Here is a 26,186-nt window from a genome sequence, read left to right as displayed (position 1 = left end):
AATTAAAAATAATACGGTATATAACGAAAAATAATATAGAATATAACGAATAATATTCTTGATTTTTGAGAAAACATTAGTATATAATTAAATATATAATATATCACCACAAAATTTATATTAAATAGGGAGTGGATTTGATGAAGCTTATGTACACAGGAAAAACAAAAAATGTTTATGCTCTAGAGGATGGTAATTATCTACTTAAATTTAAAGATGATGTAACAGGAGAAAATGGAGTTTTTGATCCTGGTGCTAATACTGTTGGTTTAACAATAGACGGAGCAGGAAAAGCAGGGCTTAAATTGACTAAGTTATTCTTCGAAAGACTAAAAGAAGAGGGAATACCTACACACTACGTAGATGCAAATATAGAAGAGGCAACAATGACAGTAAAACCAGCTACATTGTTCGGAAATGGTCTTGAAGTAATTTGCCGTTACAGAGCAGTTGGAAGTTTTATGCGTCGTTATGGAATGTATGCAAAAGAAGGACAGGCTTTAGATGCCTTTGTAGAAGTTACTCTTAAAGATGACGACCGTCAGGATCCACCAATTAATGAAGATGCGTTAGATATGCTAGGAATACTAACACTGGATGAATATAAAATACTAAAGGAGCTTACTAAGAAAATAAGCGCTGTAGTAAAAGATGAGTTAGCTAAAAAAGATATAGAACTATATGATATCAAATTTGAATTTGGAAGAGTAGGAGAAGATAAACATATTGCTTTAATAGACGAAATTTCAGGCGGAAATATGAGAGCATACAAGGATGGAAAATATATAGAACCATTAGTATTAGAAAAATTAATGCTAGGTGAATAACTAATAATTTAAAACTAAAAATAGCAATATAACATTAATATTAAAAAGCCCTAATTACAATATGAATCACCCCCGATTCAGTATGTAACTAGGGCTTTTTTAGTTTAACTCATCATATTTTATGTCAATTTCATAAAATGATTTAATGAGTAAAAATAAGATTTATATAATACTAATATTTTTTATTACATAAGTAATATGAAGTATATGACTTATATCACTTCTAGGCCTCCGCTGCATAATATATACTTTACATGTAGGATACAAAGGGGGCATGAAATTGAATAACTATACAGTAATTAAAAGAGATAGAAGGTTACTATTTGAGATCATAGTTATTATTCTATTGACTTTTTTGCCATCATTTCTTTTCAAAACATTTAAAGGTTTAGCTACAATAATCCCTGTATTATATATATTTATAGAAAAGAAAAAGAGAAATCGTACATGGGGTGAATTAGGATTTTACCCTAAAAATACAATATCAGATATTAAGAAAAATTGGTTTTTGACAATTTTAGTTTCTTTTATTATACAGTTAGCAGTTTTTCTTATAGGAAAATGCTTCGTTCCAGAGTTTATAGAGCATATAAAGCTGAGAATTCCTTTAATTGAAATATCTACAATAGTGTCTTTATTTATTACCGTAACCATAGGAACCTTTGGAGAAGAATTTATTTTTCGTGGATTTATTCAAGAAAGGTTGGGTTGGTTTATAAAACCTAGCTACGCTATAATTGTAACTTCCTTAATTTTTGGATTCATGCACTTTTACAGGGGAGCTTTTTTAATAGTTGCGTTTGATATAGGAGCAATAATAATTGATAGCATTATTTATGGGATTATTTTTAATAGAACAAAGAATATATTTGCCTCATGGATTGCTCACTATCTTGCTGACATTGTAGGCATTATTTTAATCTTATTTTTAATATAAATGCCATAAACACGTGAAAGAATAATACAGAAACATTTTGTTGTGCCTAGTGTATATTTACACATGATATAATATTAATAGAAGTTTTATAGCGTATTATTTATTAGAATACTATGACTCAAAGGAGAAGTTGCAATGAAAGAAAATAAATATGATGATGTAAGTTTTTTTAATGAATATAAAAAAATGGCTCGTTCAGTCAATGGATTAAAAGGAGCTGGAGAATGGCATGAACTTAAAAAGATGTTGCCGGATTTTACGGGAAAGCGTGTTTTGGATTTAGGGTGCGGTTTTGGCTGGCATTGTCGATATGCAATTGACCAAGGAGCAAAATCTGTAACTGGTATTGATATATCAGAGAGAATGCTAAAAGAGGCACAGAAGATGACTACATCTCCATTAATTGAATACATAAAAAGTCCCATGGAGGATATAGATTATGCTCCCGATACTTTTGATGTTGCAATCAGTTCTTTGGCTTTTCATTATGTTGAGTCTTTTGATGACATTTGTAGGAAAGTAAATAACTGCCTTTCAAGTGGCGGAGAATTTGTGTTTTCGGTTGAACATCCAGTGTTTACATCCTATGGAACGCAAGATTGGTATTATGATGAACAAGGTAATTCCTTGCACTGGCCTGTAGATCGATATTTTACAGAAGGTATCCGCAAGGCCAATTTCTTAGGTAAGGAAGTTATAAAATATCATAAGACGCTAACAACATATATAAACAGCTTAATTATGTCCGGTTTTGAAATAACAAAGATTGTAGAACCAAAACCAGAGGAATCTATGTTAAAAAATATACCTGAAATGCAAGATGAGTTGCGTCGACCAATGATGTTACTTATTTCTGCTAAAAAGAAATAGTTCTCTATTTGTGAAACTAACTTATCCTTGTAGAAACTTAAAATTTTGAAATTATATTTGTACAACACAAAAGAGCTAAGCATGCAGTGAAATAGCGACTTTTTCGGAGCGGCTTCACTGCATGATTAGCTCTCTGTTTGAGAAACTAAATTATCTTTGTATAAATCTATAAATGAAAAACCATTTTATCTAGATATTTAGATATTACCATATGTATTATACAATAGTTGCAGAGTATCCAGTTTCTTTACCTTTCTCAACAGCTTCTATGTACCCCTTGAAATAAAATGGTATACTATCTTCTACTCCATTTAGGAGTCTTCCTCTTACTTTTTCAAAGGCATATATTGAAACAGAAAAATTAGGTTCACCAGTTATAAGGACAGGTTGTTCCTTTTCTTGAACCCAATAATATTCCCCACCATAGTTTTTTCTTGCTACTTCAAAGATATAGCTACCAGCCATTGAGCAAACTGAATACAAATCGTCTCCATCCAGTTCATAGTCACTTAAATCATCTAATAAATCATCTACTTCTTTTAAGCTTTCAACACTAAAATCGAAATTTCCTTTATGAGCAAAATTATCATAAAAATTTTCTGCTGTAGAGATTACATCATTTTTTAGGTTTTTTTCCATTATTTCATCCCTCCGATTATATAAAATATCTTATCAATTATTTCTTTATTTAATTATAGCAGACACTTACTTATTGTATAAAACTTAAAAAATACTATGTAATGTGACCTATTATCCTTACTATACCAATTATAGTAGATATATTAAGGAAGCAGAGAATAAATATATGATTAATAAAATTAAACTTAGAACTAAACTACAATAGAAAAAATTAATGTATTTATTAGATGCGTAATTACAATAAAATGTTTTATTGCTGCTTTCATTTATATAAAAAATAGAAATAGCCATAAAAATTAAAGCGCTTAGTATATTTAAAATAATTTTATGACTAAACATATGGATGATTACAAATAAAATTAAAAAAAATCCATAAATAACAATATTTTTAGTTGACATAAATTACTACACCTCATCAATTTCTTTAAATTTACTCATGATACAAATTAAGTATATTATAAAGCATTATAATAATTGCTTCAAATGTGAACTGTTTTACAATTAGCAGTTCATTAAAATGAAATAATTTGTACAAACTATTGTGATAAAGTTGTAACATTAATTTTTTATACTACGGATAGACACGAAGGAGGTGAAGAAAAATGGGAGAATTAAATTATCGTCATGAGTTAAAGTACTACATAAATCATCATGATTATTATATTTTGAGCCATAGGCTAAAAAATATAATGAAGAAAGATAAGCATACCGATGAAAAAGGAGAGTATCTTATAAGTAGTTTGTATTTTGATGATATAGACAATAACGCTTTAAGTGACAAACTTTCTGGAGTTAAAGATAGGGAAAAATATAGAATTCGAATTTATAATAGAAGCGGCAGCGGAATCATTCTTGAAAAGAAGATTAAGAATGGCATATATGTTGGCAAAATTAGAGAGGAAACCAATATTGATATTTATGAAGCTATTATAAATGGTGAGTATGGAAGGCTTAGAGATATTCAAACTCCCCTCCATCAGGAACTTTATTTTAAAATACAAAATAACCTTTTAAAACCAAAGGTAATAGTTGAATATGTGAGGGAAGCCTATGTTTCAGAGCCAGGTAATATTAGAATAACCTTTGATAAGAGTTTGAGTACAGGATTAAATCAAGTAAATTTATTAAACCCCAATTTAAATACAATAAGGGCGATAGACGAGGGTTTTACAATACTTGAAGTCAAATATGATTCTTATTTACCTGGATATATAAAAGACATGCTGCAACTTGAGGGATTGACTAAACAATCAGTGTCGAAATATATAATTTGTAGAAAATACATTAAATCAAATCTTTGGGAGGATAATTAAAGATGAATAATGAGGTATTTAATTTTTCAGATATATTTAAAAAGAGCTTTTTAAATAGCGCAACTACAGACTTGTCAGCAATGAAAGTGGTGTTAACTTTAGGGTTAACCTTTGTTATAGGGCTGTTTATTTATGTAGTATACAAGAAGACATTTAAAGGAGTTTTGTTCTCAAAAAGTTTTAACATTTCACTAATTGCCATAGCTATGGTAACTTCTCTAGTTATTATGGCGGTTACTTCTAATGTAGTGCTTTCACTAGGTATGGTTGGTGCGTTAAGTATTGTTAGATTTAGAACTGCAATAAAAGATCCAATCGATATTGTATTTATGTTTTGGGCAATTTCTTCAGGAATAGTAACTGGTGCTGGATTATACACCTTATCTATTTTTGGATCATTGGTTATAGGACTTATATTAGTTATGTTCAATAAAGTATCCATGTCCGAAAATGCTTATCTTTTCGTAGTCAATTGTCATGATAATAAGGCTGAAGAAGAGGTTATAAAAAAAGTTAAGGATGAAATTAAAAAGTTTAATATTAAATCAAAAACAGTGTCTAAAGATAATATTGAAATGACCTTAGAACTTAGAGTTAAAAACAATGAAACAAGTTTTGTAAACACAGTATCAAATATTAACGGAGTAAATAATGCGGTACTTATAAGCTATAATGGAGATTATGTTTCATAGCTTAAATGGTGGTGATAAATTTGAAGAAAAATTTTAAAATATATACTATATGCTTTGTGCTGTTTTGCACAATATTAGCTATAAGTAAGTTTATTCCGAATTTTGGAGAAGACACCTTAACTAAATTGAAAGCAAATATTGAAACAGGTTTAACTCAAGAAGAAAAGGATGCAAAGGTAGAAAGTGAGATATTTTCTAAAGATAAAGTTGTAGATTTAAATATAACTATTAACGAAGAAGATTTTCAAAATATGAAAGATAATGCAATGAAAGAAGAATTTAAAGTTGCTAGTGTAAATTATAACGGATATGAATTTGATAATGTTGGAATTAGAACTAAAGGAAATTCTAGCTTAAGCCAGGTAGCTGGTAGTGATAGTGATAGATACAGCTTTAAAATAGACTTTGAAAAATATATAGATAATCAAAATTTTTATGGAATAACTAAAATTAACTTAAATAATTGTATTAGTGATGCAAGTTATATGAGAGAATTTTTAACCTATGAGATGATGGAAGAGATGGGAGTACCAACTCCTAGATATAGTTATGTAAATATATATATCAATGGAGAGTTATGGGGTTTATACTTAGCTGTAGAACAGGTAAATGAAAGTTTTATAAACAGCAATTTTGAAATTACAAATGGTAATCTTTATAAGCCAGATGGATCAGGAAGCGATTTAGTATGGAAGGGTGAAGATGGAGATTACAGTGGAATAAGTTTAAAAACAAATAAAAAAGAAAATGATAATAGTAAACTACATACTATGATGCAAGCATTAAATGAGGGAAAAGACTTAGATAAGTATTTAAATATAGATGAGATATTAAAGTATCTTGCTGTAAGTACTGTAACATCTAACTTTGACAGCTATCAAGGAAGCATGAAACATAACTATTATCTTTATGAGGAAAATGGAGTGTTTTCAATTTTACCCTGGGATTTTAACATGTCTTTTGCAGGATTTAGCAATGGAGCTGGTAATGATCAAATGATAACTAATTTAATAGATGAACCTACTATGGGAAAATTAAGCGATAGACCTTTAATTGCAAAATTATTAGAAGTGCCGGAGTATAAAGAAAAATATCATGAATATATAAAAGAACTTGTAGAAGGATATTTAAGTAAGGAGAATTTTTCAAATAAAATAAATGAACTATCAAATTTAATTTCTTCATATGTTGAAAAAGATCCTACAAAATTCTATACATTTGAAGAATTTCAAAAAGCTATAAGTGAAGAAGAATCAAAAGATAATCAAGTATCAACAGATAAATCCACATCAATAGATAAATCAGTACCAGTAGGTGAGCAAAAATCAACAGATAAATCAGCGGTAGTAGACGATTCCAAATCAGCAGATGGTAAAAAAGCAGTAGATGATAAATCAGGAGCTAATAAGAAGGGTATGATGGGCATGATGGGTGGATCAGTTCAATTACAACCCTTTGTAGAAAAAAGAGTGGAGAATGTGAAGAAACAATTATCAGGAGAAATACCATCCTATGATGAAGGTAACGGTATGGGAATACAGGACATGGGAGGACCAAGAGGAGCAGGAGGACAAAAGGATAAAATAGGTGCTCAAGGAGATGGAGATAATAAAATGGAAGCTCCAGATGGTATGCAAAAAGAGGATTTACCACAAGACTTTGACCTAAATAATATTCCTAATGATGGACAAATGCCTCAAGGAAATGGTCAAAGACCGGATGGACAACAAATGCCAGGAAATCCACCTAATATGGGAGGAGGAAATAAATTCCCTCAAGATAGAGGAAATAATGTAAATACTACTGACTTGATAATTAATGGAGTTGGATTAGGGGTTATGCTAATTACAGTTGCAGTAATATCTATAAGGAGAAGAACTAGAATATAGATTTAAAAAAATGACTAAGTAAATTATAATTAATATATAATTTACTTAGTTTTTTAAACTTTTCAAATAATCAAGGTTTTGGAGGTGAATTTATTGAAAAAAATATTATTATGTGATGATGAAGAAAGAATAAGAGATATAGTAAAAGACTTCCTTATTAATGAAGGGTACGAGGTAGTTGAAGCAAAGGATGGAGAAGAGGCTTTAGAAAAAATTAATGATGAAGAAGTGGATTTAGCTATTTTAGATGTGATGATGCCAAAGCTTGATGGCTGGGCTGTTTGTAAAGAAATAAGAAGGCTATGGAAGAAAACACCTATTATTATGCTAACAGCTAAGGGAGAGGAAGTTGATGAGCTTTATGGATTTGAAATAGGTGCAGATGAATACATAGTTAAACCATTTAAGCCATCCATACTTGTAGCTAGAGTCAATGCACTATTAAGAAGGGTAAGTAGAGGAAGTATTTATTTAGATGATGATTTAATTATAAATGATGATTTTCATGAAGTGAAATTAGAGGGAGAATTAATCGATCTAAGTCCCAAGGAATATGAGTTATTATTGTTCTTATATGAAAATATGAGCAATGTATTTACCAGAAACCAACTTTTAGATAAAATATGGGGATTGGACTCCTTTGTTACAGACAGAACCGTTGATACTCACATAAATAGGCTTAGAATAAAACTTAGTGATAAGAGAAACTATATTAAAACTGTAAGAGGATTTGGTTATAAATTTGAGGTGGATAAATGAAGAATTCTATAAGAACTAAATTGTTTATTCAAATAAGTATAATAATTTTGATATTTGCCCTATTAACTACGGTTATCAATTCAAATTTTCTTGAAAAATATTATGTTTACCAAAAGAAACAGGTTCTTATTAAGCAAGGGGATTATATAAGCGAGCTAAGTACAGAGGATTACAAAGAAATGGCTGTGGAGCTTAGAACCATAGAAAGTAGATATAGTGCAAATATATCTATTATATCCTCAGAAGGAAGGGTGAAATACAGTTCATCTTTTGCGGTAATCAATGACTCTCCCTATATGTTTGAAAAACCTGATAAGGAATTCCCAGAAGAAAAACCTATAAAGCCATTTCCAAGGGAAAAACCTCATGAAATAAAAGAGAGGGAAGTTATAAATAAAAACTCTTTTATTGAATTACAAACAGATAAAATGCTCAATGGAGATTTTTTAGTTTACAATAGAGAACTTGATAATGGTGATGTATTAGATATAAGAGTGTTTCTAAACTCAATTTCTGAAAGTGCAAAGGTGGCCAATACTTTTTTATTCCTTATTTCATTGATTCTATTAGTTATTGGAGGGTTTTGGGCATTTATTATGGCAAATAATTTTACAAAGCCTATATTGCAGATGAATGAAATAACTAGGGACATGGCAGCATTAAACTTTTCAAAGAAGTGCAATATAAAAACCATGGATGAGATCAATCAATTAGGAGACAGTATAAATTATCTTTCAGAGCAGTTAGAACAATCTCTTACAGAGCTAAGAGAGGCAAACGAAGAGCTGCAGCATGATATTGAAAGAGAAAGAAAAATTGATGAGATGAGAAAAGAATTTATATCCAATATATCTCACGAACTTAGAACTCCTATATCAATTGTTGAAGCATATTCAGAAGGGCTTAAACTGAATATTATTAGGGATGAGAAGAAGAAAAATTATTATTGCGATGTAATAATGGAAGAGACAGGTAAAATGGATAAGTTATTAAGGGAGCTTTTAGATTTAGCACAAATGGAAGGGGAATACTTTAAATTAAATAAAAGTGAGTTCAATATAAAAGAACTTATTAATAGCTGTTACCTTAAATACCAAGAGATATTTAAAAATAAAAAGATTAATGCTTATATAGATGTTAAAGAAGAGGTTTTGGTTTATGCAGATTCATTTAGAATAGAGCAGGTATTAAATAATTTAATAAATAATGCAATTGCTTATATAGATGGAGAAAGAGTAATTAAAATAACCTGTGAAAAAAATAAGGATCATGTAAAAGTTTCCATATTTAATACGGGACCTCAAATACCGAAAGATGAGCTAGATAAGCTTTGGATAAGCTTTTATAAAACAGATAAATCTAGAAATAGAGGGAAAGGCGGATATGGATTAGGTTTATCTATAGTAAGGGCAATACAACAGCTCCATGGCAGTGATTATGGTGCTGAAAACCTTGAAGATGGCGTAGTTTTTTGGTTCCATATAAAAAATGTAGTAGAGTAAAAAGTAGAGTTACCAATAGAATTAACATGGATAAATAAAATTTAGAATAATCAAGCAGAATCAAAAGTATGAAAAAGGAAACAATAAAAAAGAAAAAATCATTTGGGGAGGATAGTTATATGGAAAAACTTAAAGATGCTATTGAGAGGATAAAAATACTTCAATGTCCAGCAGGTGATGTAGAAAAAAGAGTTACAGGAATACTTGAAGACTATGGAGTTGCAAATAGAAAAGAAATAACCATAAATAGAAATGAAGAGTTAGATAATATTAGCGCAGAAGCATATAGCGTTCAAATCGGTGGAAATAAAGAATCTATGGTGGTCTTAGCCAGAGCAGGAGAAGATGATTATGTGGCTGAGGTTGTAGATGTTTATATGAGTTAAGTCTATATGAATTAAATTATAAAGAAATGCTTAAGGAGTATTTTCCCTTAGGCATTTTATTTTTTAAGACATTCTGTAAAGTTAATATTATCTCTTTAAGGGTAAATATATTTATAGTTTCCCTTCCAATTACGAGTATAATGTATATTATAGGTATTAAATTTTAAAAATGGAGAAGTTATCTTAGAAAGATAAGATCTTTAATGGAGGGGGAGTACATGAAAATACTAGCAATCATGGGATGTTCTAAAAATGGTAATACAAGTGATATAGTAAAATATTTCGAAAAGCAGATGAATAAAAATGGAGATGTGGATTTTGAATATTTATATCTAAGTGATTATACTATTGATTTTTGTACAGGATGCCATAATTGCATATTTATTGGAGAGGATAAATGCAAGGAATACAAGAATGTAAAAGCTATAGAGGATAAGATTTTATCTTCTGACGGGATAATTTTAGCATCCCCAGGATATATGTTTAGTGTAACGGGAATAATGAAAAACTTTTTAGATCATGTGGCATATAATTGTCATCGTCCAAAGTACTTTGGTAAAAAAGCATACATAATTTCAAGTTGCACTAAATGGCAGGAAAAAGGAGTGTTTATTCCTATGGAGACCTGGGTTTCGGCAGCAGGCTTTAATCTTATTGGAAAAACCTATGTTGATATACTCCCATTACCTATGAGCGAAAAAGAGATTGACAAAAGAAGAAAGAAAATAGACAAAGCTTCCTATGAGTTTTATACAGGGTTGAATAAAAGACAAGAGTTGAAACCTAAATTTTCACATTTAATGGTTTTTCATAGCTTTAGAACTCTATGTGAAATGGCTCCTAATGTGCTAAAAGCAGACTATGAATATTTCAAAGGAAGAAATGCCTATGATAAAAACACAAAATGGTATGTTCCTGCTAATATATCTTTTATAAAACATAATATTGCTTGTAAAATGGAAGGTAGAATGGCTAAAATAATAGGGAAATTAATTGATAAGGAAAAAATAAGTACTACTAATGGTAGATATAAAAATCAGTTATAGAACAAGGAGGGGACTTAATGTTTGAAATAGAAGACTTGCTTTGCGAAAATTTTTCCGCATATCCAGAAGAGGTTAGAGAGTATTTAGAGCGCTTCTCCAATAATTTAAAAGAAGCTTTAAAAGAGGAATTGGTCAATCATATTGCAGAAGACATGCTAGTCAATATAGATAATAGCAAAGAAGATTTTATAATGAAACTGAGCGTAATATTAAATAATGGACATAAAGGATACAATAACATGTCTACTAAATCTTTATTAGATCTATATTTAGAGATTAAAAAGCAAGAGGATTTTGCAAATTTGTTAGAGAAAGCAAGTAGGGATTTTTGAGTTAAGAGTTAAAAGTTAAAAATGAAGAGTAAAGGATAGAATTTCCCCATCGGGAGTTCTTAAATTTTATAATTTAGCATTTTTTATTTGTTGTACCCATAAATTGTTTTTTCGATTATAAGTTTTTGCAAAGATAATTGGTACCCAAAAGGGGAACTAAGTACATAATGACGTCGCTTCAAAAAAGGCGATCCTCCCATTATATACTTAGTTCCTTTATGTTTTACAAATATATTTGATAGATTGATACAATAAAATCGATGCATGATTCTTTTTATTAATTATTTTAAAAAGAATGTGTAGTTGAGTTAAAATGATAATTTAGTTTCTCAAATAGAGTTAAGCACCTAGTAAAGCCGTTCCTCTCGTTATAGTTAAAAATTAAAAATGAAGAATAAAGGATAGAATTATCATGTGAGAATTCTTAAGTCTTATAATTTAGAAATTCCTAAGGGAATTTCATCCATCATTCTTCAAACTTCATTTTTAACTCTTCACTAACTAAAACTCTCCATTATCAATTCAATTAAATAAAAAGGCGTTCCTGCCATTATATACTTAACGGGCAACTGACCCCTTTATTTATTCTAAACCTTCCAATACAATAACATATTTGCTATTAGGAAGGTACTTTAATCTATAATTCTTACCCTCATAAACTTTATTAAATCGTGGATTATAATAATAAGTATCTTCCTCCAATACAAATGATGGAGTTACCCCTTTTCCACCAACATGCACAAGGCTACACTTTCCACTAGTGATTTCATAATCTTGATTAATATAATAGTTAATATCTCGAAAACGTGGCTTTAGTATATTAGTGTAGGAATAAACCGTCCAAATCATAAGTAGAGGAATAAAAAATATTAAAAATACATATTTCTTTTTATCCTTCACCTTAACCAAAAAGACCAACACTCCAATTATCCAAAAAAACGCAAAAAATACTTGGAATAATGTATCTATAACAAAATCCATATTTCAACAAACCCTTTCATTTTCACTGTTCTAGCAAATACATAGGTTTTTTCACTAGAATTTCATCAAATAAATGTTTTATATTTTATCTATATTAAAATTACGAATAACTATACTATTTTAAATAAATTTTCAATATATGTAAATGTATCTGTAAATTTGCCTGTTTCTATCAATGATTGAATCTGATTTGGGGTAGCCCATTTTGCTCCACATACTTCTTCAGATTGATATACAACTTTTGTTATATCTACGTCTTCATTGAATAGCCATACGTCTACAAAATCTGGAAATCTCTCATATCGTCTTTTTAATCTAAATAGACATTTGCCATTTGTAGGAGATAACTCAATATTGAGTTCTTCCTTTACTTCCCTTAATGCTGATTCTAAACTATCCTCGCCACTAATTACTGCACCACAAGTTGTTTCCCACATATTCGGAAATGTCTTCTTATTTGGAGTACGTTTTGTAATTAAAAATTCTCCATTATTATTTTTTATCCATATATTCACTATAAGATGGTATTCGCCTATTCCCATAGTTTTTCCACGTTTAACAGTTTTGCCTGTTTTATTTCCATCTCTATCTAATATATCCCAGGGTTCCATCTAATTCCTCCGATAAAATCCATTATAAACAAAATAAATATTAATTCACATTATAAAATTATTGAGCATTATATTACAATTTTATATTTTTCATTATAGCATAATTTTCAAATTCAGTTATAGGTTAACATAGGTTTTAGTACTATGATAGAAATAAGAAATGTTGATTTTACAGTGATTGAACCTTAACATGAGATGTAACTAATTTTTTTCTTAAATATTTATCTTTATAATTTCATTGTGCAAAACTTAAAAATGCTATGTAATGTGAAATATGCATTTGTAATTTTATGTGTAGTAAGGATTACTTATATTAATCATAGTAGGTCTAAGAGTTCTCAGATCTTTTTTATTTGACACAGCTGTGCTTGAAGTGTATAATGTGATGTATTGACATACACAGTTAGGAGGGAGAGCTTGAATATTATAATATCGAATACTTCTGAGAAGCCTCTATATCAACAGATTAAGGAGCAGATCAAGGAAGCTATTCTAACAGGGGAGTTAAAGAATGGAGAGTTATTGCCGTCTATCCGTAATCTTTCATCAGATATTAGAGTTAGTGTTTTAACTATTCGTAGAGTCTATGATGAGTTAGAAAAAGAGGGTTTTGTCTCTAGCCAAGCGGGTAAAGGAACTTTTGTATTAGCTGGAAATATAGATCTTATGAAAGATAGCAGAAGGTTAATGGTGGAAGATAAGATGACGGATATGGTGTCAATGGCTAAATCAATAGGAATTAGTAAAAAAGAGCTTACGGATATGATGGACATTATTTATGAGGAGGATTAAGACATGGAAGATATACTTAAAGTTTCAGAGGTCTCAAAGAGTTTTAATGATTTTAAGTTAGATAAGGTATCATTCAACATCAAAGAAAATTGCATCACAGGGTTTCTAGGTAAAAATGGTGCTGGCAAGACCACTATAATAAAGATTCTATTGGGTTTACGTAAGAAGGATAGTGGAGATATTACATTTTTCCCAAATAAGAAGCAAATGGATAGCTCCTCGATAAAAAACAAAATAGGCGTAGTCCTAGACGACGGATTCTTTTATGATAATTTGACTTTAACGGAAATGAAGAGTCTCATTGCTTCAAGTTATAATACGTGGGATGAAGATAAATATCAAGAACTTTTAGAACAATTTCGCCTAAATCCTAAGCAGCCTATATCAACATTATCTAAAGGAATGAAGCTTAAATATTCTTTATCCTTAGCCTTATCTCATGGCGCAGATTTACTTATAATGGATGAACCTACTTCTGGGCTAGATCCAGAAATAAGAAAAGAGTTAATGGATATACTTATTGACTTTGTTCAAGAAAAAGGGAAGAGTGCTTTTTTCTCGACACATATTACTAGCGATTTAGAACGATGTGCAGATGAGATTATAATCATTGATGATGGCAGAATAATTGAACAAGTAGGTAAAGATGAGTTAATGGAATCTTATCGTCTAATAAAAGGAACTTTAAAAGATTTAGAATCATTAAATCAAGAGTCTTTTAAAATTATCGATAAGACAAACTATGGATTCATAGGAATTACAAATCAGTTTCAGCAAATAAAAGCGACAAATTCCAATGTAGTTTTGGAAAGAGCGGCATTAGAAGATATTTTCTTGTCAATAGTAGGGAGGGACTAGAATGAGAGCTATTTATAATTTAATAAAAAAAGACTTTTTGTTGGTTAAGAAACTTATATTACCTATTTCTGCATTTATTGTGGCAGCTCCTATATTTATATCTTATAGAACACCTTCTTTTCAAGAATATGGAGGTATTTTATACTCAGTGTTGGCTTTGACAATAACATTTATGATTTATCATGCAATATCAATGGAAGAGATGAAGCAAAAAGGTGACATCTACCTCAGAATAACACCTATGCCGATGATTAAGGTTATTCTTGCAAAATACATATTAATAATAACAACCTTTTTAGTAACAACAGCGTTATATGTGATGATATCATATATTCCCTTAACTCTTGTTGGAAACGTGGATGTAAAGAGTATTATAATTACTTTTACAATAATAGCATTGTTTTTTGGATTTTATATACCTCTGACTTTTAAATTTGGCTATGTAAAGTTACAGGTATTAAGCACAGGAATAATATTTATTTCCCCATTTGTGGCTCCACTTATTATGAAGCACTTAGGCAGTGACTTCTTGCTATTGGCCTATTTCGCAAGTAGTCCAATGTTGAAGATTACTATAACTGCTTTATTTATTGCATTTATTGCAATTATCAGTGGTAGTATGTTATCAAATTTAATTATTAAAAATAAGGAGTATTAAAGAAGGTGATGTTATGAGCAGAAATATACAATCTATATTAGCTATATTGCTTTTTAGTATGGCGGCAGCTACTTCCATAGTATATTCTGCGTATCAATTTATCAGTTTTATGTTGAATAAAGATCGTATAAACTATACTATGTCAACGATCATCGATACAAAAACTATTTTTCCTGAAGCAATGGAAAAGAATAATTCTAGATGGGCTATGGTAAGGTTTAGAGTAAATGAGAAAGAATATGTTTCTTCAAGTTGGATTCAGGTGTCGATGAATGCATCAGTAGGGGATGAAATTAGAGTAGCTTATTTTAAAGATGATCCTAGTGAAATATTTACCCCTAGCTTAAATAAAGCAGCGATTTTCTTTTTGGTTGGAATCGCATGCATGACGATTATGTTTTATATGAAGTTAAAACAATAGATACGTAATGCGCCCTATAAACATCTAATTAAAATGGTTGTTAGTATTAAGAGTTTCTAATAAAGATAGTTTAGTTTTACAAACATAGAGTTAAGTACGTAGTGAAGCCGCCCCAATAAAAAGTCGCTTTTTCACTACATGCTTAGCTTTTTTATGTTTTGCAAATGTATTTAATAGATTTTTAGATGATAGATTAATAGATATAGCTACATGTATTATATTGAAATTAATGTTATAATTACCATATAGATAGTCTATAATTTAGCACACAATGGAATAAAGAGATGAGGTTTTAAAAGGGGGAGAAAATTGAAAAGACAAGTATTTTTACTGTTCTAATTGATATGCGAATAAGGGTAAGTAAAATATTTTTAGGTAGAAAAACTTGAAAGGAATAGTGAGAAATGAAATTATTCATACATGATTTAGAAGCTAATGATTTTGAAAAATTATTTCCTAATTCATTAGATGATACTATGATTATTTCAGACGATGGGAAGATACATCATTGCATAGGATGTTTTGGGTGTTGGATAAAGACACCTGCAGCTTGTATAATACGGGACAAATATGGAGATATGGGAGAATATTTGTCAAAATGTAAAGAGCTCATTATTATAAGCAAATGTCGTTATGGGGAATTTAGCCCATTTGTGAAAAATGTGTTAGATCGAAGTATTTCCTATATACATCCTTATTTTGCAACAAGGAACGGAGAGATGCATCATCGGAGGCGATACGAAAATCAAATAGATATGCAGGTGTGGTTTTACGGTGAAAATATAACAGAAAAAGAGAAACAAACTGCTCAAAAGTTGGTAAAAGCAAATTCTATTAATTTGGATTGTAATGTCCGTAGAGTTTCATTTATACACAGTATTGAGGAAATGGAGGGGCAGGTATTATGAAAATAGCTTTTATCAATGGGAGCCCTAAAATTAAAGATAGTGCCTCTGGATGTATCTTGCAAGAATTAAAAGCTTTTTTGGATCAGGATAGTAATATAATTTCTGAATATTGCTTTAGAAAACCACAATCGAGTACGAAAGAAATAGAGCAACTGACAGAATGCAATGTTCTGGTATTTGCTTTTCCTTTATATGTAGATGGGATTCCATCTCATTTGTTAAATTCTCTCATTCAATTGGAAATGCTTTTTGCAAACATAAAGGAAAAAGATGTTATAGTTTATTCTTTGGTGAACTGTGGATTTTATGAAGGGCATCAGAATAAATTGGCAATTGAAATGATGGAGAATTGGTGTGCAAAAGCAGGGCTTAAGTGGGGGCAAGGGATTGGAATTGGGGCAGGTGGAATGCTCCCAGGGTTAAAAAGTATTGCAATCGGTCATGGACCTAAGAAGAACTTAGAGAAAGCATTGAAACAACTTGCAAATAATATATTAAAAGGTACTTCAGAAGAAAATATATTTGTTACAGCAAATTTCCCAAGAGTTTTGTATAAACTTGGCGCTGAAATGGGATGGAGACAGTCTATTAAAGCAAATAGGTTAAAGAGAAAAGATTTGTTTTTAAGAAAGTAAGCAAGATTAAACTATATATAAAAAGCTAAGTATATAGTTAAGCCTCACAGTAAAAGCCACAATTTCCCTAGGAGTATTACAACTTTTCCATTTAGTGACATAAGGCGGAATTATTACATATATTGGTTATGTAGATGGTTTGTAATATTGTATGAGGAGGAAAAAATTTGGGTAGACTAAAACCAGAAAAACTTTCGGTGGAATTTAGAGAAGGTGTTACCCCTAAGGAACCGATTATACCAAGACGTTACACATTGACTCATCGTGACAGCACTGAAGAACTTTTTTTAACTATTGGAAAAGAGTATGCACGTGACAAAATCAATCCAATGAGAGATGAAGTGTTGGGAGAATGGGTTGAGGCTAATGGGCAATGCTTATATAATGTGCATTTATATGTAGATGGTGGTGAATTTACATCAACGGTAATATCTATTAGAGATGGTATGTTTAGGCGGGAGTTGCCATTGGCTCTGGAAGCTATAAGGTGCGGAGATAGAGAGTTTTTTAAAGTTCATCCAAAGCTAAATAATGCCCCAATAATGGTATATTTCCAATCAGGTGATCCTCGATATAATAAAGTTGAAAATTGGGGAAGTTTTTCACAATATGAGAGTAGAGCTGTATTTGTAGATGAAGATAGATTTAGAGTAAGCAATAAAGAAGAGGGAACAATAGTAACACTTCTAAATCCATATATAGAAAATGTAATTTTTAGAATCTATGGCAGAAATGAAAGGTTTTGTTTAGCGGAGGTAGAAATAGGAGGAATAGAAGAGGTAAAAACAGGGGACAAGTGCAGACCTAATTATGATGTGTTTGTAACTTTAAAAGTGGGAAATGATCCTCGACCTCTTCCTAATCTTATTATAGGGTTCAGGATAATGCCAAATAGAGTAGTGGTTCAAAGTGTGAGACAACCGAGATAATAAAGATTTTAAAGCTTTAGATAAGAATTTTACTTGTCTAAAGTTTTTTATTTATTGATTAAAAAGGAATATTTTCAAATAAAACTTAAAAATATTTTGGTTTTTTTGCACAAAAGATGTAAAATAATAATTAAAAAGTATGGGGGTAATATAAATGTATGATGTTATGATTATAGGTGCAGGTGTAGTTGGTTGTGCAATTGCAAGAGAGCTTTCAAAATATAAATTGAATATTTGTCTTATTGAAAAGGAAGAGGATGTATCAAATGGTGCATCAAAGGCAAATAGCGGAATAGTGCATGGGGGATATGCAGCAAAGTATGGAACACTTAAAGGGGAGCTTTGTATTAAAGGGAATAGTATGTATAGCCAATTAGAAAAAGAGTTGAATTTTGGCTTTAGACAGCCTGGAGGACTTGTGGTAGCATTTACAGATGAGGATATGAAAAAAATAGAGGAGCTCTATGAAAATGGATTAAAGATTGGATGTACTGATCTTGAGATAATAGATAGTGATAAAACAAAGGAGTTAGAACCTCATATAAATCCTAATGTTAAGGGGGCACTTTATGCAAAAAGTGTAGGAGTTACTTCTCCTTATGAATTTACAATAGCTCTTGCTGAAAATGCTATTGCAAATGGTGTTGAGCTTAAACTAGAGACAAAAGTTTTGGGAATAGAAAAAACAGGTGAGTACTTTACTATAAAAACAAATAATGGGGATATACAAAGTAAATATATAATAAATTCAGCGGGGCTTTTTAGCGATGAAATAGCAAAAATGGTTGGAATAGATGGTTTTGAGATACTTCCAAGAAGAGGGCAATATATAATCCTTGGAAAAGAACAGGGACACCTTGTAAATAAAGTTGTTTTTCAAGTGCCAACTGCAAAGGGTAAGGGAATATTAGTTACAACAACATACCATGGAAACTTTATGATAGGGCCAAATGCTGAGGAAGTAGATGAGAAAGATGATGTTGCTACTACTATGGAAAGTCTTGAAGATGTAATAGAAACGGCAAGAAAATCCATAGGGGATTTTGATATAAAAAGGGCTCTTGCAACATATTCAGGTATCAGGTCCGTAAGTAGTACAGGAGATTTTATAATAGGTGAAACAAAGGTGAAGGGATTTATAAATGCTGCTGGAATTGATTCCCCAGGGCTTACATCCTCACCTGCAATAGCAGAAAAAATTACTGGGATACTTGCGTCATCAGGACTTGAGCTTATGAGAAAAGAAAACTTCAATCCCTATAGAAAAGCTATAATTGTAAAAAAACAGGATGGCTTTGATGGAAAAATAGACCATGAAATGCCAGAAAAAAATATAATCTGCAGATGTGAAAAGGTAACTGAAGCTGAGATAATAGATGCAATGAAAAGAGGCATCCCTGTAAAAGCAATAGATGCAATAAAAAGACGTACAAGAGCAGGCATGGGAATATGCCAAGGAAATTTCTGTAGACCAAGGGTGAGAAGGATAATATCAAGGGAGACAGGAATTCCAGAAGAGGAAATAACACAAAGAGGTAAAAATTCAAGTCCAGCACCAGAAAGAGTAGATATTAGCCTTGTAAGAAAATGCGATAAATAAACAGATATATCATAAACTACACTAGATATTATGAAGAGGTGAAGAGATTGGAAAATGAGTTTTTCGGTAAAATACAATTAAATCCTATTATTGCAGCAGTGAGCAATGTTAAAAAACTTGATGAGGCGATAGAATCCCCTTGTGAAATAATATTTCTTTTAACAGGAGATATTTTTAATCTTGAGGAGATAATAAAAAAAGTTAAAGAAAATGAGAAGAGTATATATGTGCATGTAGACTTAATAGATGGATTTTCGAAGAATTTAACCACTTTGAAATATATTAGTCAAAAGACTAATGCAGATGGAATAATTACAACAAAAAGCAGTTTCATACGACCTGCCAAAGAAATGGGTCTATTTACTATACAGAGATTATTTATGTTAGATTCCCTGTCTTTAGATTCAGGCATTGAATCCATAAAAGTTACTAGACCCAACGCTGTTGAGATTATGCCAGGCATTATGCCTAAAATTACAGAAAAAATATATAATGAAACTAATATTCCAATCATAACCGGTGGGTTGATAATGGATAAAGATGATGTAATACAAAATCTTAAATCTGGCGCTGTGGGCATTTCCACAACTAAAAAGGAAATATGGTATTTGTAAATGTTTAAATAGTAGGTTGACAAGTTATATAGACCCATGATAAAATTAAGAAAAAGTAGAAGATTTAGAAAATTTGATATTTAAAAGGCGAGAGAAATGAGAGCCATACTATAGATCCTATGTAAAAATAGGTTTCGATTAGTGTGGTTTTTTGTTTTGATTTTTAGAGGAGTTAGAGTAATAAAAATTGTGCAGATGATAATTGTATATTTTTCCGGAAAATAATTTCTGGAATTTTATAAAATCAATTTAGGGGGGAATCTAAATGTCAAACATGGCATTGTATTCAGCAGAGTTTTTAGGTACAGTAATCCTGATATTATTAGGTAGTGGAGTTGTTGCCAATGTATCCTTGAAAAAATCAAAAGCGGAAGGAGGAGGGTGGATAGTTGTTACCACTGCATGGGGTCTTGCCGTTGCTATAGCTGCGTATACTACAGGATGGATAAGTGGAGCTCATCTAAATCCTGCATTAACCATAGCTTTTGCTGTAATTGGAAATTTAGAGTGGAGCTTGGTGCCAGGATATATAATAGCACAACTTTTAGGGGCTATTGTAGGAGCAAGTATTACTTATGTTGCTTTCAAAGATCACTTTAAAGCTACAGAGGATGCTGACACAAAGTTGGGGGTATTTTGTACAGCGCCTGCTATTAGAAACAATGTGTCAAACTTCATCACAGAAGCTATTGGAACAGCCATGTTAGTTGCAGGTATACTAGGAATTAATAATGCTAACAACAATGTAGGAGCTTTAAGTGCATTATTAGCAGGATTTTTAGTTTGGGTAATAGGATTAAGTTTAGGGGGACCTACAGGATATGCTATAAATCCAGCAAGAGACTTAGGACCAAGAATTGCTCATGCTATTTTACCAATACCAGGAAAGAGAGATTCAGATTGGGGTTATGCGCTTATCCCTGTAATTGGACCAATTGTGGGAGGAACAATAGGAGCACTAATATATCAATTTTTCACAACTTTATGGATGTAAAATTAAAATGAGAAATTAAGGGGGAAGTACTATGGAAAAGAAATATATAATGTCTTTAGACCAAGGAACTACAAGTTCAAGAGCCATCCTTTTTAATCATAATGCAGAAATCGTTAAAGTAGCACAAAAGGAATTTAAACAAATATTTCCTAAGGCAGGTTGGGTAGAACATGACCCTATGGAAATATGGGGAACTCAAATGGGAGTGGCAAGGGAAGTATTAGAAACAATGGGAATTAGCCCTCAAGAAGTTGCAGCTATAGGTATTACAAATCAAAGAGAAACTACTGTGGTTTGGGAAAAAGACACAGGAAAACCTATATATAATGCTATAGTATGGCAATGTAGAAGGACTGCTCAATTATGTGATGAGTTAAAAGAAAGAGGATTGGAAGAGTATATAAAAGAAACTACTGGACTTGTTGTAGATGCATACTTCTCAGGAACTAAGATCAAATGGATTCTTGATAATGTAGAAGGTGCTAAAGAAAGAGCGGAAAAAGGAGAACTTTTATTTGGAAACATTGATACATGGCTATTATGGAATTTAACAAGGGGTAAGGTTCATGTAACCGACTACACTAATGCCTCTAGAACTATGCTGTTTAATATAAAAGATTTATGTTGGGATGAAAAAATATTAGAAGAATTAGATATCCCAAAATCTATGCTTCCAGAAGTAAAACCTTCTAGTGAAGTATATGGAGTAACTGATGAACATACCTTTGGAGGAGCACAAATACCTATAGCGGGAATCGCAGGAGACCAACAAGCTGCTTTATTTGGTCAGGCTTGCTATGGGGAAGGAATGGCTAAAAACACTTATGGTACAGGCTGTTTCATGCTTATGAATACTGGAGAAAAAATGGTACCTTCAAAGAATGGCTTGCTTACAACTATAGCTTGGGGTATTGACGGAAAAGTTAATTATGCCCTAGAAGGAAGTATATTTATAGCAGGAGCACTTATCCAATGGTTAAGAGATGAACTAAGACTTATCGTTGAAGCTTCAGATAGTGAATACTTTGCACAAAAAGTTAAAGACACAAATGGTGTTTATGTAGTGCCAGCTTTTGTAGGACTTGGAGCTCCATATTGGGATATGTATGCAAGAGGAGCTATTATGGGACTTACAAGAGGATCAAATAGATGTCATATAATCAGAGCAGCACTTGAAGCTATTGCATACCAGACAAGGGATGTATTAGAAGCTATGCAAGAAGATTCAGGAATTACTCTTAAAGAATTAAAAGTAGATGGTGGAGCAGTAGCAAATAACTTCTTAATGCAGTTCCAGTCTGACGTTTTAGGTGTACCAGTTAATAGACCAAAGATAATAGAAACTACAGCACTAGGCGCAGCATATTTAGCTGGTTTAGCAGTAGGATTCTGGAAAGACACAGAAGAAATATCAAAAAATTGGAATGTAGACAGAGTGTTTAATGCCGAAATGGATGAAGATCATAAAGAAAAGATATATAAAGGTTGGAAAAAAGCAGTAGATAGATCACGTGACTGGGAAGATGAATAAGGCATCTGAAATAAAATAATTAATATTATATTTTGTGCTTGAGATAAAGAGAGGCATGCTAAAAACCTATGAAAATAGGACTATTTAGCATGACTTTCTATTTTATAAAAACCATAAGACAATAGGAGGGATGAACATGTATGATGTAGCCATTATAGGAGCAGGTGTTATCGGTTCCTTTATAGCAAGAGAATTGTCAAGATATAATTTGAAGATAGTAATGTTAGAAAAAGGTAACGATGTAGCAAATGGTACCACAAAGGCTAACAGTGCAATTGTACATGCTGGCTATGATGCAGAAGTAGGAAGTAATAAAGGTGAATTTAATGCTCTAGGTAACCCAATGTTTGATAAAGTATGTGAGGAGCTTTATGTTCCTTTTAAACGCATAGGATCCTTAGTAGTGGGATTTGATAAAGAAGATATGGATATGCTACAAAAGCTATATAATAACGGTATAGAGCTTGGTATTCCAGATATAGAGATAATAGATGGAGAAAAAACTAGAGAATTAGAGCCAAATTTAAGTGATGAAATAATAGGATCTCTATATGCACCTACCGCTGGTATTGTTAGTCCCTATGAGTTAGCAATAGCGTTAGCAGAAAATGCAGTTGACAATGGAGTAGAGCTTAGATTAAACAATGAAGTATTAGATATAAAAAAGAATGAAGATGGATATAAAATAATTACTAATGATGGAGAAGTAGAAGCAAAATATGTAATTAATTGCGCTGGAGTATATGCAGATAAAATTAATAACATGGTAGCCTCTCCAAGCTTTAGTATAGAACCTAGAAGAGGGCAGTATTATTTACTTGACAAGGGAGCAGGTAATACGGTTAGTAGAGTTATTTTTCAATGTCCTACTCCTATGGGAAAGGGAGTTTTAATTACCCCTACAGTCCACGGAAATATTTTAGTTGGACCAGACTCAGAAGATATAGAAGATAAAGAACTTACAGAAACCACAGCAGATAGAATGGCATATGTAAGGGAATCTGCAAACAGAGCATGCAAAAATATACCTTTTAATAAAGTAATAACATCTTTTGCAGGGCTAAGAGCTGAAGCGACAGGGGGAGACTTCATAATAAAGGAGTCTGAGGAAGCTAAAGGATTTATAAATGTGGCAGGAATGAAATCCCCGGGATTATCCGCTGCTCCTGCAGTAGCTAAATATATAGTAGAAGTAATCAGAGAAATAGTTGGTAACCTAGATAAAAAGGAAGATTTTAATCCAAGAAGAAGAGAAATAATAAGGTTTGATGAATTAAGTGATGAAGAAAAAGCAGAAGTAATAAAGAGGGATCCAAGGTATGGAAGAGTAATATGCAGATGCGAAAACATTACAGAAGGCGAAATTGTAGATGTAATCAATAGAAAGGTTGGAGCCATCACAGTGGATGGTGTTAAGAGAAGGGCAAGACCTGGAATGGGACGATGCCAAGGTGGATTCTGTGGCCCAAGGGTTATGGAGATTTTAGCTAGAGAACTAGGAAAAGATATATCAGATATAGTTAAGTCTAATAAGGATTCCTATATAATAACAGGAGAAACTAAAGAATAATACGGAGGTGATTATATGATTAGCTACGACATTGTAGTAATAGGAGGAGGACCTGCTGGATTAGCGGCTGCTATTGAGGCAAAGAAAAATGGTGTAGATAATATTTTAGTTATTGAAAGAGATAGAGAATTAGGTGGAATATTACAGCAATGCATTCATAATGGGTTTGGACTTCATGTATTTAAGGAAGAATTAACAGGGCCTGAATATGCTGGAAGGTTTATAGAGGAGTTAAAAAAAGAAGGCATAGAATATAAATTAGATACTATGGTAATAAATATGACAGAAGATAGAGTAATAAGTGCGGTAAATACAACGGATGGTTTTATGAAGATACAGGCAAAGGCAATAATACTTGCTATGGGATGTAGAGAGAGAACGAGAGGAACCATAAATATCCCTGGAACAAGACCAGCAGGAGTATATACTGCAGGTATGGCACAGAGATTTATAAATATGGAAGGATATATGGTAGGAAAAAAGGTAGTTATATTAGGATCTGGTGATATAGGACTTATTATGGCCAGAAGACTTACCCTTGAAGGCGCTGAAGTGCAAGCAGTAGCAGAATTAATGCCTTTCTCAGGTGGACTTACAAGGAATATAGTACAATGTTTAGATGATTTTAATATACCGCTGTTATTAAGTCATACTGTGGTTCGCATTGAAGGAAAAGATAGAGTAGAAGGGGTAGTTATAGCTAAGGTAGATGAATTTAGAAAGCCTATTCCAGGAACAGAAAAACATTATGATTGTGATACATTACTATTATCTGTGGGGTTGATTCCTGAAAATGAATTATCTGAAAAAGCAAACATTGAAATAGATAAAGTTACTTCAGGACCAGTAGTCAATGAGTCTATGGAAACTTCTAATAAAGGTATTTTTGCCTGTGGAAATGTAGTACATGTGCATGATTTAGTTGATTTTGTTACAGAAGAAAGTAGAAGAGCTGGAAAGAGTGCTGCTAAGTTTGTAAAAGATCAACTCCAAGACAATGGAAATGTAATAACCACGAAAACAGGAGAAGGTATAAGCTATATAGTACCTCAAAAGATTAGAGTTGAAAACATTGAGGGCAATCTCCAATTGTTTATGAGAGTGAGAAATGTATATAAAAACGTTAAAATGGTTATTAAAGGGGACGGCGAAATAATAAAAGAAATGAAGAAAACACACTTAGCTCCAGGAGAGATGGAGAATGTACAAATCCAATTAAACTCATTAAAAGAAAGAAAAATATCAGAAATATCAGTATCAGTAGAGGAGGTATGAAAATGAGTAAAAAGGATATGGTCTGTATAGTATGTCCTATGGGTTGTCGTTTAACTGTAACTGCAGATGAAAATGATCCATTAGGATATGTAGTTGAAGGCAATAAGTGTAAACGAGGAGCTGATTATGGAGTAAAGGAACTTACCAACCCAACTAGAGTGATTACATCCACTGTTAAAATAACAAAGACTCATTTGAGAAGACTTCCAGTAAGAACTAATGGTGCTGTTCCTAAAAATAAAATTGATGAATGCATGAAGGTAATAAATTCTATCAATGTAGAATCACCAGTAAAAGTTGGAGAGATTATCATCCCCAATATATTAGGTACAGGTATTGATTTAATAGCCACAAGAGACATGTAAAAAGAATCATAGCTATCCGACGGCTTAGCAGCTCTAATCTTCCATTAACACGGGAGATAAGAACTGCTAAGCTTTTTTACTTTTAGGATTTTAGTATATTTAACTATGATTGCGTATGCTAATAATATATTAATTGATATAGCTATATATTTAAAAGAAAATTATTCACCTTTCTTTATTGTTAACATTTATTTAAAGTATATAATATTGATATTATTTTTCTATGGACTTAAAATATAAGGAAGATAGTGT

28 protein-coding genes are annotated in these 26,186 nt (G+C 31.5%); 25 read left to right on the top strand and 3 right to left on the bottom strand.

What is annotated here, in order from left to right; translation table 11 throughout:
• Window positions 1–140: 140 nt before the first annotated feature.
• From RYO54_RS15180 to RYO54_RS15170, 3 genes are all read left to right on the top strand, one after another.
• Window positions 141–827, top strand: coding sequence for a phosphoribosylaminoimidazolesuccinocarboxamide synthase (locus tag RYO54_RS15180; protein ID WP_315120552.1), 687 nt, complete (start codon window positions 141–143; stop codon window positions 825–827).
• A gap of 280 nt (window positions 828–1,107) precedes the next feature.
• A complete protein-coding gene (locus RYO54_RS15175; protein ID WP_315120550.1) occupies window positions 1,108–1,764 on the top strand; it encodes a type II CAAX endopeptidase family protein in 657 nt (218 codons plus the stop codon).
• A 135-nt stretch (window positions 1,765–1,899) separates the two neighbouring features.
• The gene (locus tag RYO54_RS15170; protein WP_315120548.1) at window positions 1,900–2,634 is read left to right on the top strand and encodes a class I SAM-dependent methyltransferase; all 735 of its coding nucleotides are present in this window, start codon (window positions 1,900–1,902) and stop codon (window positions 2,632–2,634) included.
• 216 nt (window positions 2,635–2,850) lie between these two features.
• On the opposite strand, the gene RYO54_RS15165 is transcribed toward RYO54_RS15170, so the two are convergent.
• The gene (locus RYO54_RS15165; protein ID WP_315120546.1) at window positions 2,851–3,273 is read right to left on the bottom strand and encodes a hypothetical protein; all 423 of its coding nucleotides are present in this window, start codon (window positions 3,271–3,273) and stop codon (window positions 2,851–2,853) included.
• A 602-nt stretch (window positions 3,274–3,875) separates the two neighbouring features.
• Between RYO54_RS15165 and RYO54_RS15160 the strand changes: the two genes are divergently transcribed.
• The 8 genes from RYO54_RS15160 (at window position 3,876) to RYO54_RS15125 (ending at window position 11,192) form a co-directional block, all read left to right on the top strand.
• Entirely contained in the window at window positions 3,876–4,586 is a 711-nt protein-coding gene (locus RYO54_RS15160; protein ID WP_315120543.1) for a polyphosphate polymerase domain-containing protein, read from the top strand.
• A gap of 2 nt (window positions 4,587–4,588) precedes the next feature.
• On the top strand, window positions 4,589–5,278 hold the full coding sequence (locus RYO54_RS15155) for a DUF4956 domain-containing protein (RefSeq protein WP_315120540.1): 690 nt from the start codon (window positions 4,589–4,591) through the stop codon (window positions 5,276–5,278).
• Window positions 5,279–5,298: 20 nt separating this feature from the next.
• Complete coding sequence (locus tag RYO54_RS15150) at window positions 5,299–7,167, top strand: CotH kinase family protein (RefSeq protein ID WP_315120536.1); 1,869 nt, start codon at window positions 5,299–5,301, stop codon at window positions 7,165–7,167.
• A gap of 93 nt (window positions 7,168–7,260) precedes the next feature.
• Complete coding sequence (locus RYO54_RS15145; protein ID WP_315120533.1) at window positions 7,261–7,926, top strand: response regulator transcription factor; 666 nt, start codon at window positions 7,261–7,263, stop codon at window positions 7,924–7,926.
• Complete coding sequence (locus RYO54_RS15140) at window positions 7,923–9,428, top strand: ATP-binding protein (RefSeq protein ID WP_315120530.1); 1,506 nt, start codon at window positions 7,923–7,925, stop codon at window positions 9,426–9,428. The genes RYO54_RS15145 and RYO54_RS15140 overlap by 4 nt, the downstream gene beginning before the upstream one ends.
• A gap of 119 nt (window positions 9,429–9,547) precedes the next feature.
• On the top strand, window positions 9,548–9,814 hold the full coding sequence (locus RYO54_RS15135; protein ID WP_315120528.1) for a hypothetical protein: 267 nt from the start codon (window positions 9,548–9,550) through the stop codon (window positions 9,812–9,814).
• 218 nt (window positions 9,815–10,032) lie between these two features.
• On the top strand, window positions 10,033–10,860 hold the full coding sequence (locus tag RYO54_RS15130; RefSeq protein ID WP_315120525.1) for an NAD(P)H-dependent oxidoreductase: 828 nt from the start codon (window positions 10,033–10,035) through the stop codon (window positions 10,858–10,860).
• Window positions 10,861–10,877: 17 nt separating this feature from the next.
• Window positions 10,878–11,192, top strand: coding sequence for a hypothetical protein (locus RYO54_RS15125; RefSeq protein WP_315120524.1), 315 nt, complete (start codon window positions 10,878–10,880; stop codon window positions 11,190–11,192).
• A 582-nt stretch (window positions 11,193–11,774) separates the two neighbouring features.
• Here RYO54_RS15125 and RYO54_RS15120 read toward each other — a convergent pair.
• On the bottom strand, window positions 11,775–12,173 hold the full coding sequence (locus RYO54_RS15120; protein ID WP_315120522.1) for a hypothetical protein: 399 nt from the start codon (window positions 12,171–12,173) through the stop codon (window positions 11,775–11,777).
• 110 nt (window positions 12,174–12,283) lie between these two features.
• Window positions 12,284–12,784: an NUDIX domain-containing protein gene (locus RYO54_RS15115; RefSeq protein WP_315120519.1), complete on the bottom strand. Its 501-nt coding sequence runs from the start codon at window positions 12,782–12,784 to the stop codon at window positions 12,284–12,286.
• A gap of 417 nt (window positions 12,785–13,201) precedes the next feature.
• Here RYO54_RS15115 and RYO54_RS15110 point away from each other — a divergent pair, with 417 nt between their 5' ends.
• The 14 genes from RYO54_RS15110 (at window position 13,202) to RYO54_RS15045 (ending at window position 25,934) form a co-directional block, all read left to right on the top strand.
• Window positions 13,202–13,576: a GntR family transcriptional regulator gene (locus RYO54_RS15110; RefSeq protein WP_315120516.1), complete on the top strand. Its 375-nt coding sequence runs from the start codon at window positions 13,202–13,204 to the stop codon at window positions 13,574–13,576.
• Window positions 13,577–13,579: 3 nt separating this feature from the next.
• Window positions 13,580–14,434 carry an ABC transporter ATP-binding protein gene (locus RYO54_RS15105; protein ID WP_315120513.1) on the top strand — a complete coding sequence of 285 codons (855 nt, stop codon included), beginning with the start codon at window positions 13,580–13,582 and terminating at the stop codon, window positions 14,432–14,434.
• 1 nt (window position 14,435) lies between these two features.
• A complete protein-coding gene (locus RYO54_RS15100; protein WP_315120510.1) occupies window positions 14,436–15,092 on the top strand; it encodes an ABC-2 transporter permease in 657 nt (218 codons plus the stop codon).
• Between the two features lie 13 nt (window positions 15,093–15,105).
• Window positions 15,106–15,513: a DUF3592 domain-containing protein gene (locus tag RYO54_RS15095; protein WP_315120507.1), complete on the top strand. Its 408-nt coding sequence runs from the start codon at window positions 15,106–15,108 to the stop codon at window positions 15,511–15,513.
• A 404-nt stretch (window positions 15,514–15,917) separates the two neighbouring features.
• Entirely contained in the window at window positions 15,918–16,421 is a 504-nt protein-coding gene (locus RYO54_RS15090; protein ID WP_315120505.1) for a flavodoxin family protein, read from the top strand.
• Complete coding sequence (locus RYO54_RS15085; protein WP_315120501.1) at window positions 16,418–17,056, top strand: hypothetical protein; 639 nt, start codon at window positions 16,418–16,420, stop codon at window positions 17,054–17,056. Before RYO54_RS15090 ends, RYO54_RS15085 begins: the two co-directional genes overlap by 4 nt.
• 167 nt (window positions 17,057–17,223) lie before the next feature.
• On the top strand, window positions 17,224–17,985 hold the full coding sequence (locus tag RYO54_RS15080; RefSeq protein ID WP_315120498.1) for a staygreen family protein: 762 nt from the start codon (window positions 17,224–17,226) through the stop codon (window positions 17,983–17,985).
• 154 nt (window positions 17,986–18,139) lie between these two features.
• Window positions 18,140–19,585 carry an NAD(P)/FAD-dependent oxidoreductase gene (locus RYO54_RS15075; RefSeq protein WP_315120495.1) on the top strand — a complete coding sequence of 482 codons (1,446 nt, stop codon included), beginning with the start codon at window positions 18,140–18,142 and terminating at the stop codon, window positions 19,583–19,585.
• Window positions 19,586–19,632: 47 nt separating this feature from the next.
• Window positions 19,633–20,199, top strand: a complete 567-nt coding sequence (locus tag RYO54_RS15070; protein ID WP_315120493.1) for a glycerol-3-phosphate responsive antiterminator — start codon at window positions 19,633–19,635, stop codon at window positions 20,197–20,199.
• A gap of 274 nt (window positions 20,200–20,473) precedes the next feature.
• Complete coding sequence (locus tag RYO54_RS15065) at window positions 20,474–21,193, top strand: MIP/aquaporin family protein (RefSeq protein WP_315120604.1); 720 nt, start codon at window positions 20,474–20,476, stop codon at window positions 21,191–21,193.
• Between the two features lie 31 nt (window positions 21,194–21,224).
• On the top strand, window positions 21,225–22,724 hold the full coding sequence (glpK, locus tag RYO54_RS15060; protein WP_315120491.1) for a glycerol kinase GlpK: 1,500 nt from the start codon (window positions 21,225–21,227) through the stop codon (window positions 22,722–22,724).
• Window positions 22,725–22,860: 136 nt separating this feature from the next.
• Window positions 22,861–24,294: an NAD(P)/FAD-dependent oxidoreductase gene (locus tag RYO54_RS15055; RefSeq protein ID WP_315120488.1), complete on the top strand. Its 1,434-nt coding sequence runs from the start codon at window positions 22,861–22,863 to the stop codon at window positions 24,292–24,294.
• Between the two features lie 18 nt (window positions 24,295–24,312).
• A complete protein-coding gene (locus tag RYO54_RS15050) occupies window positions 24,313–25,569 on the top strand; it encodes an FAD-dependent oxidoreductase (RefSeq protein WP_315120602.1) in 1,257 nt (418 codons plus the stop codon).
• A 2-nt stretch (window positions 25,570–25,571) separates the two neighbouring features.
• On the top strand, window positions 25,572–25,934 hold the full coding sequence (locus RYO54_RS15045) for a DUF1667 domain-containing protein (protein ID WP_315120487.1): 363 nt from the start codon (window positions 25,572–25,574) through the stop codon (window positions 25,932–25,934).
• Window positions 25,935–26,186 lie beyond the last annotated feature (252 nt).

Origin of the sequence: uncultured Clostridium sp. (genome assembly GCF_963515715.1) — a bacterium.
GTDB lineage: Bacteria > Bacillota > Clostridia > Clostridiales > Clostridiaceae > Clostridium_AW.
This window is presented reverse-complemented; position numbering and strand designations above follow the sequence as displayed.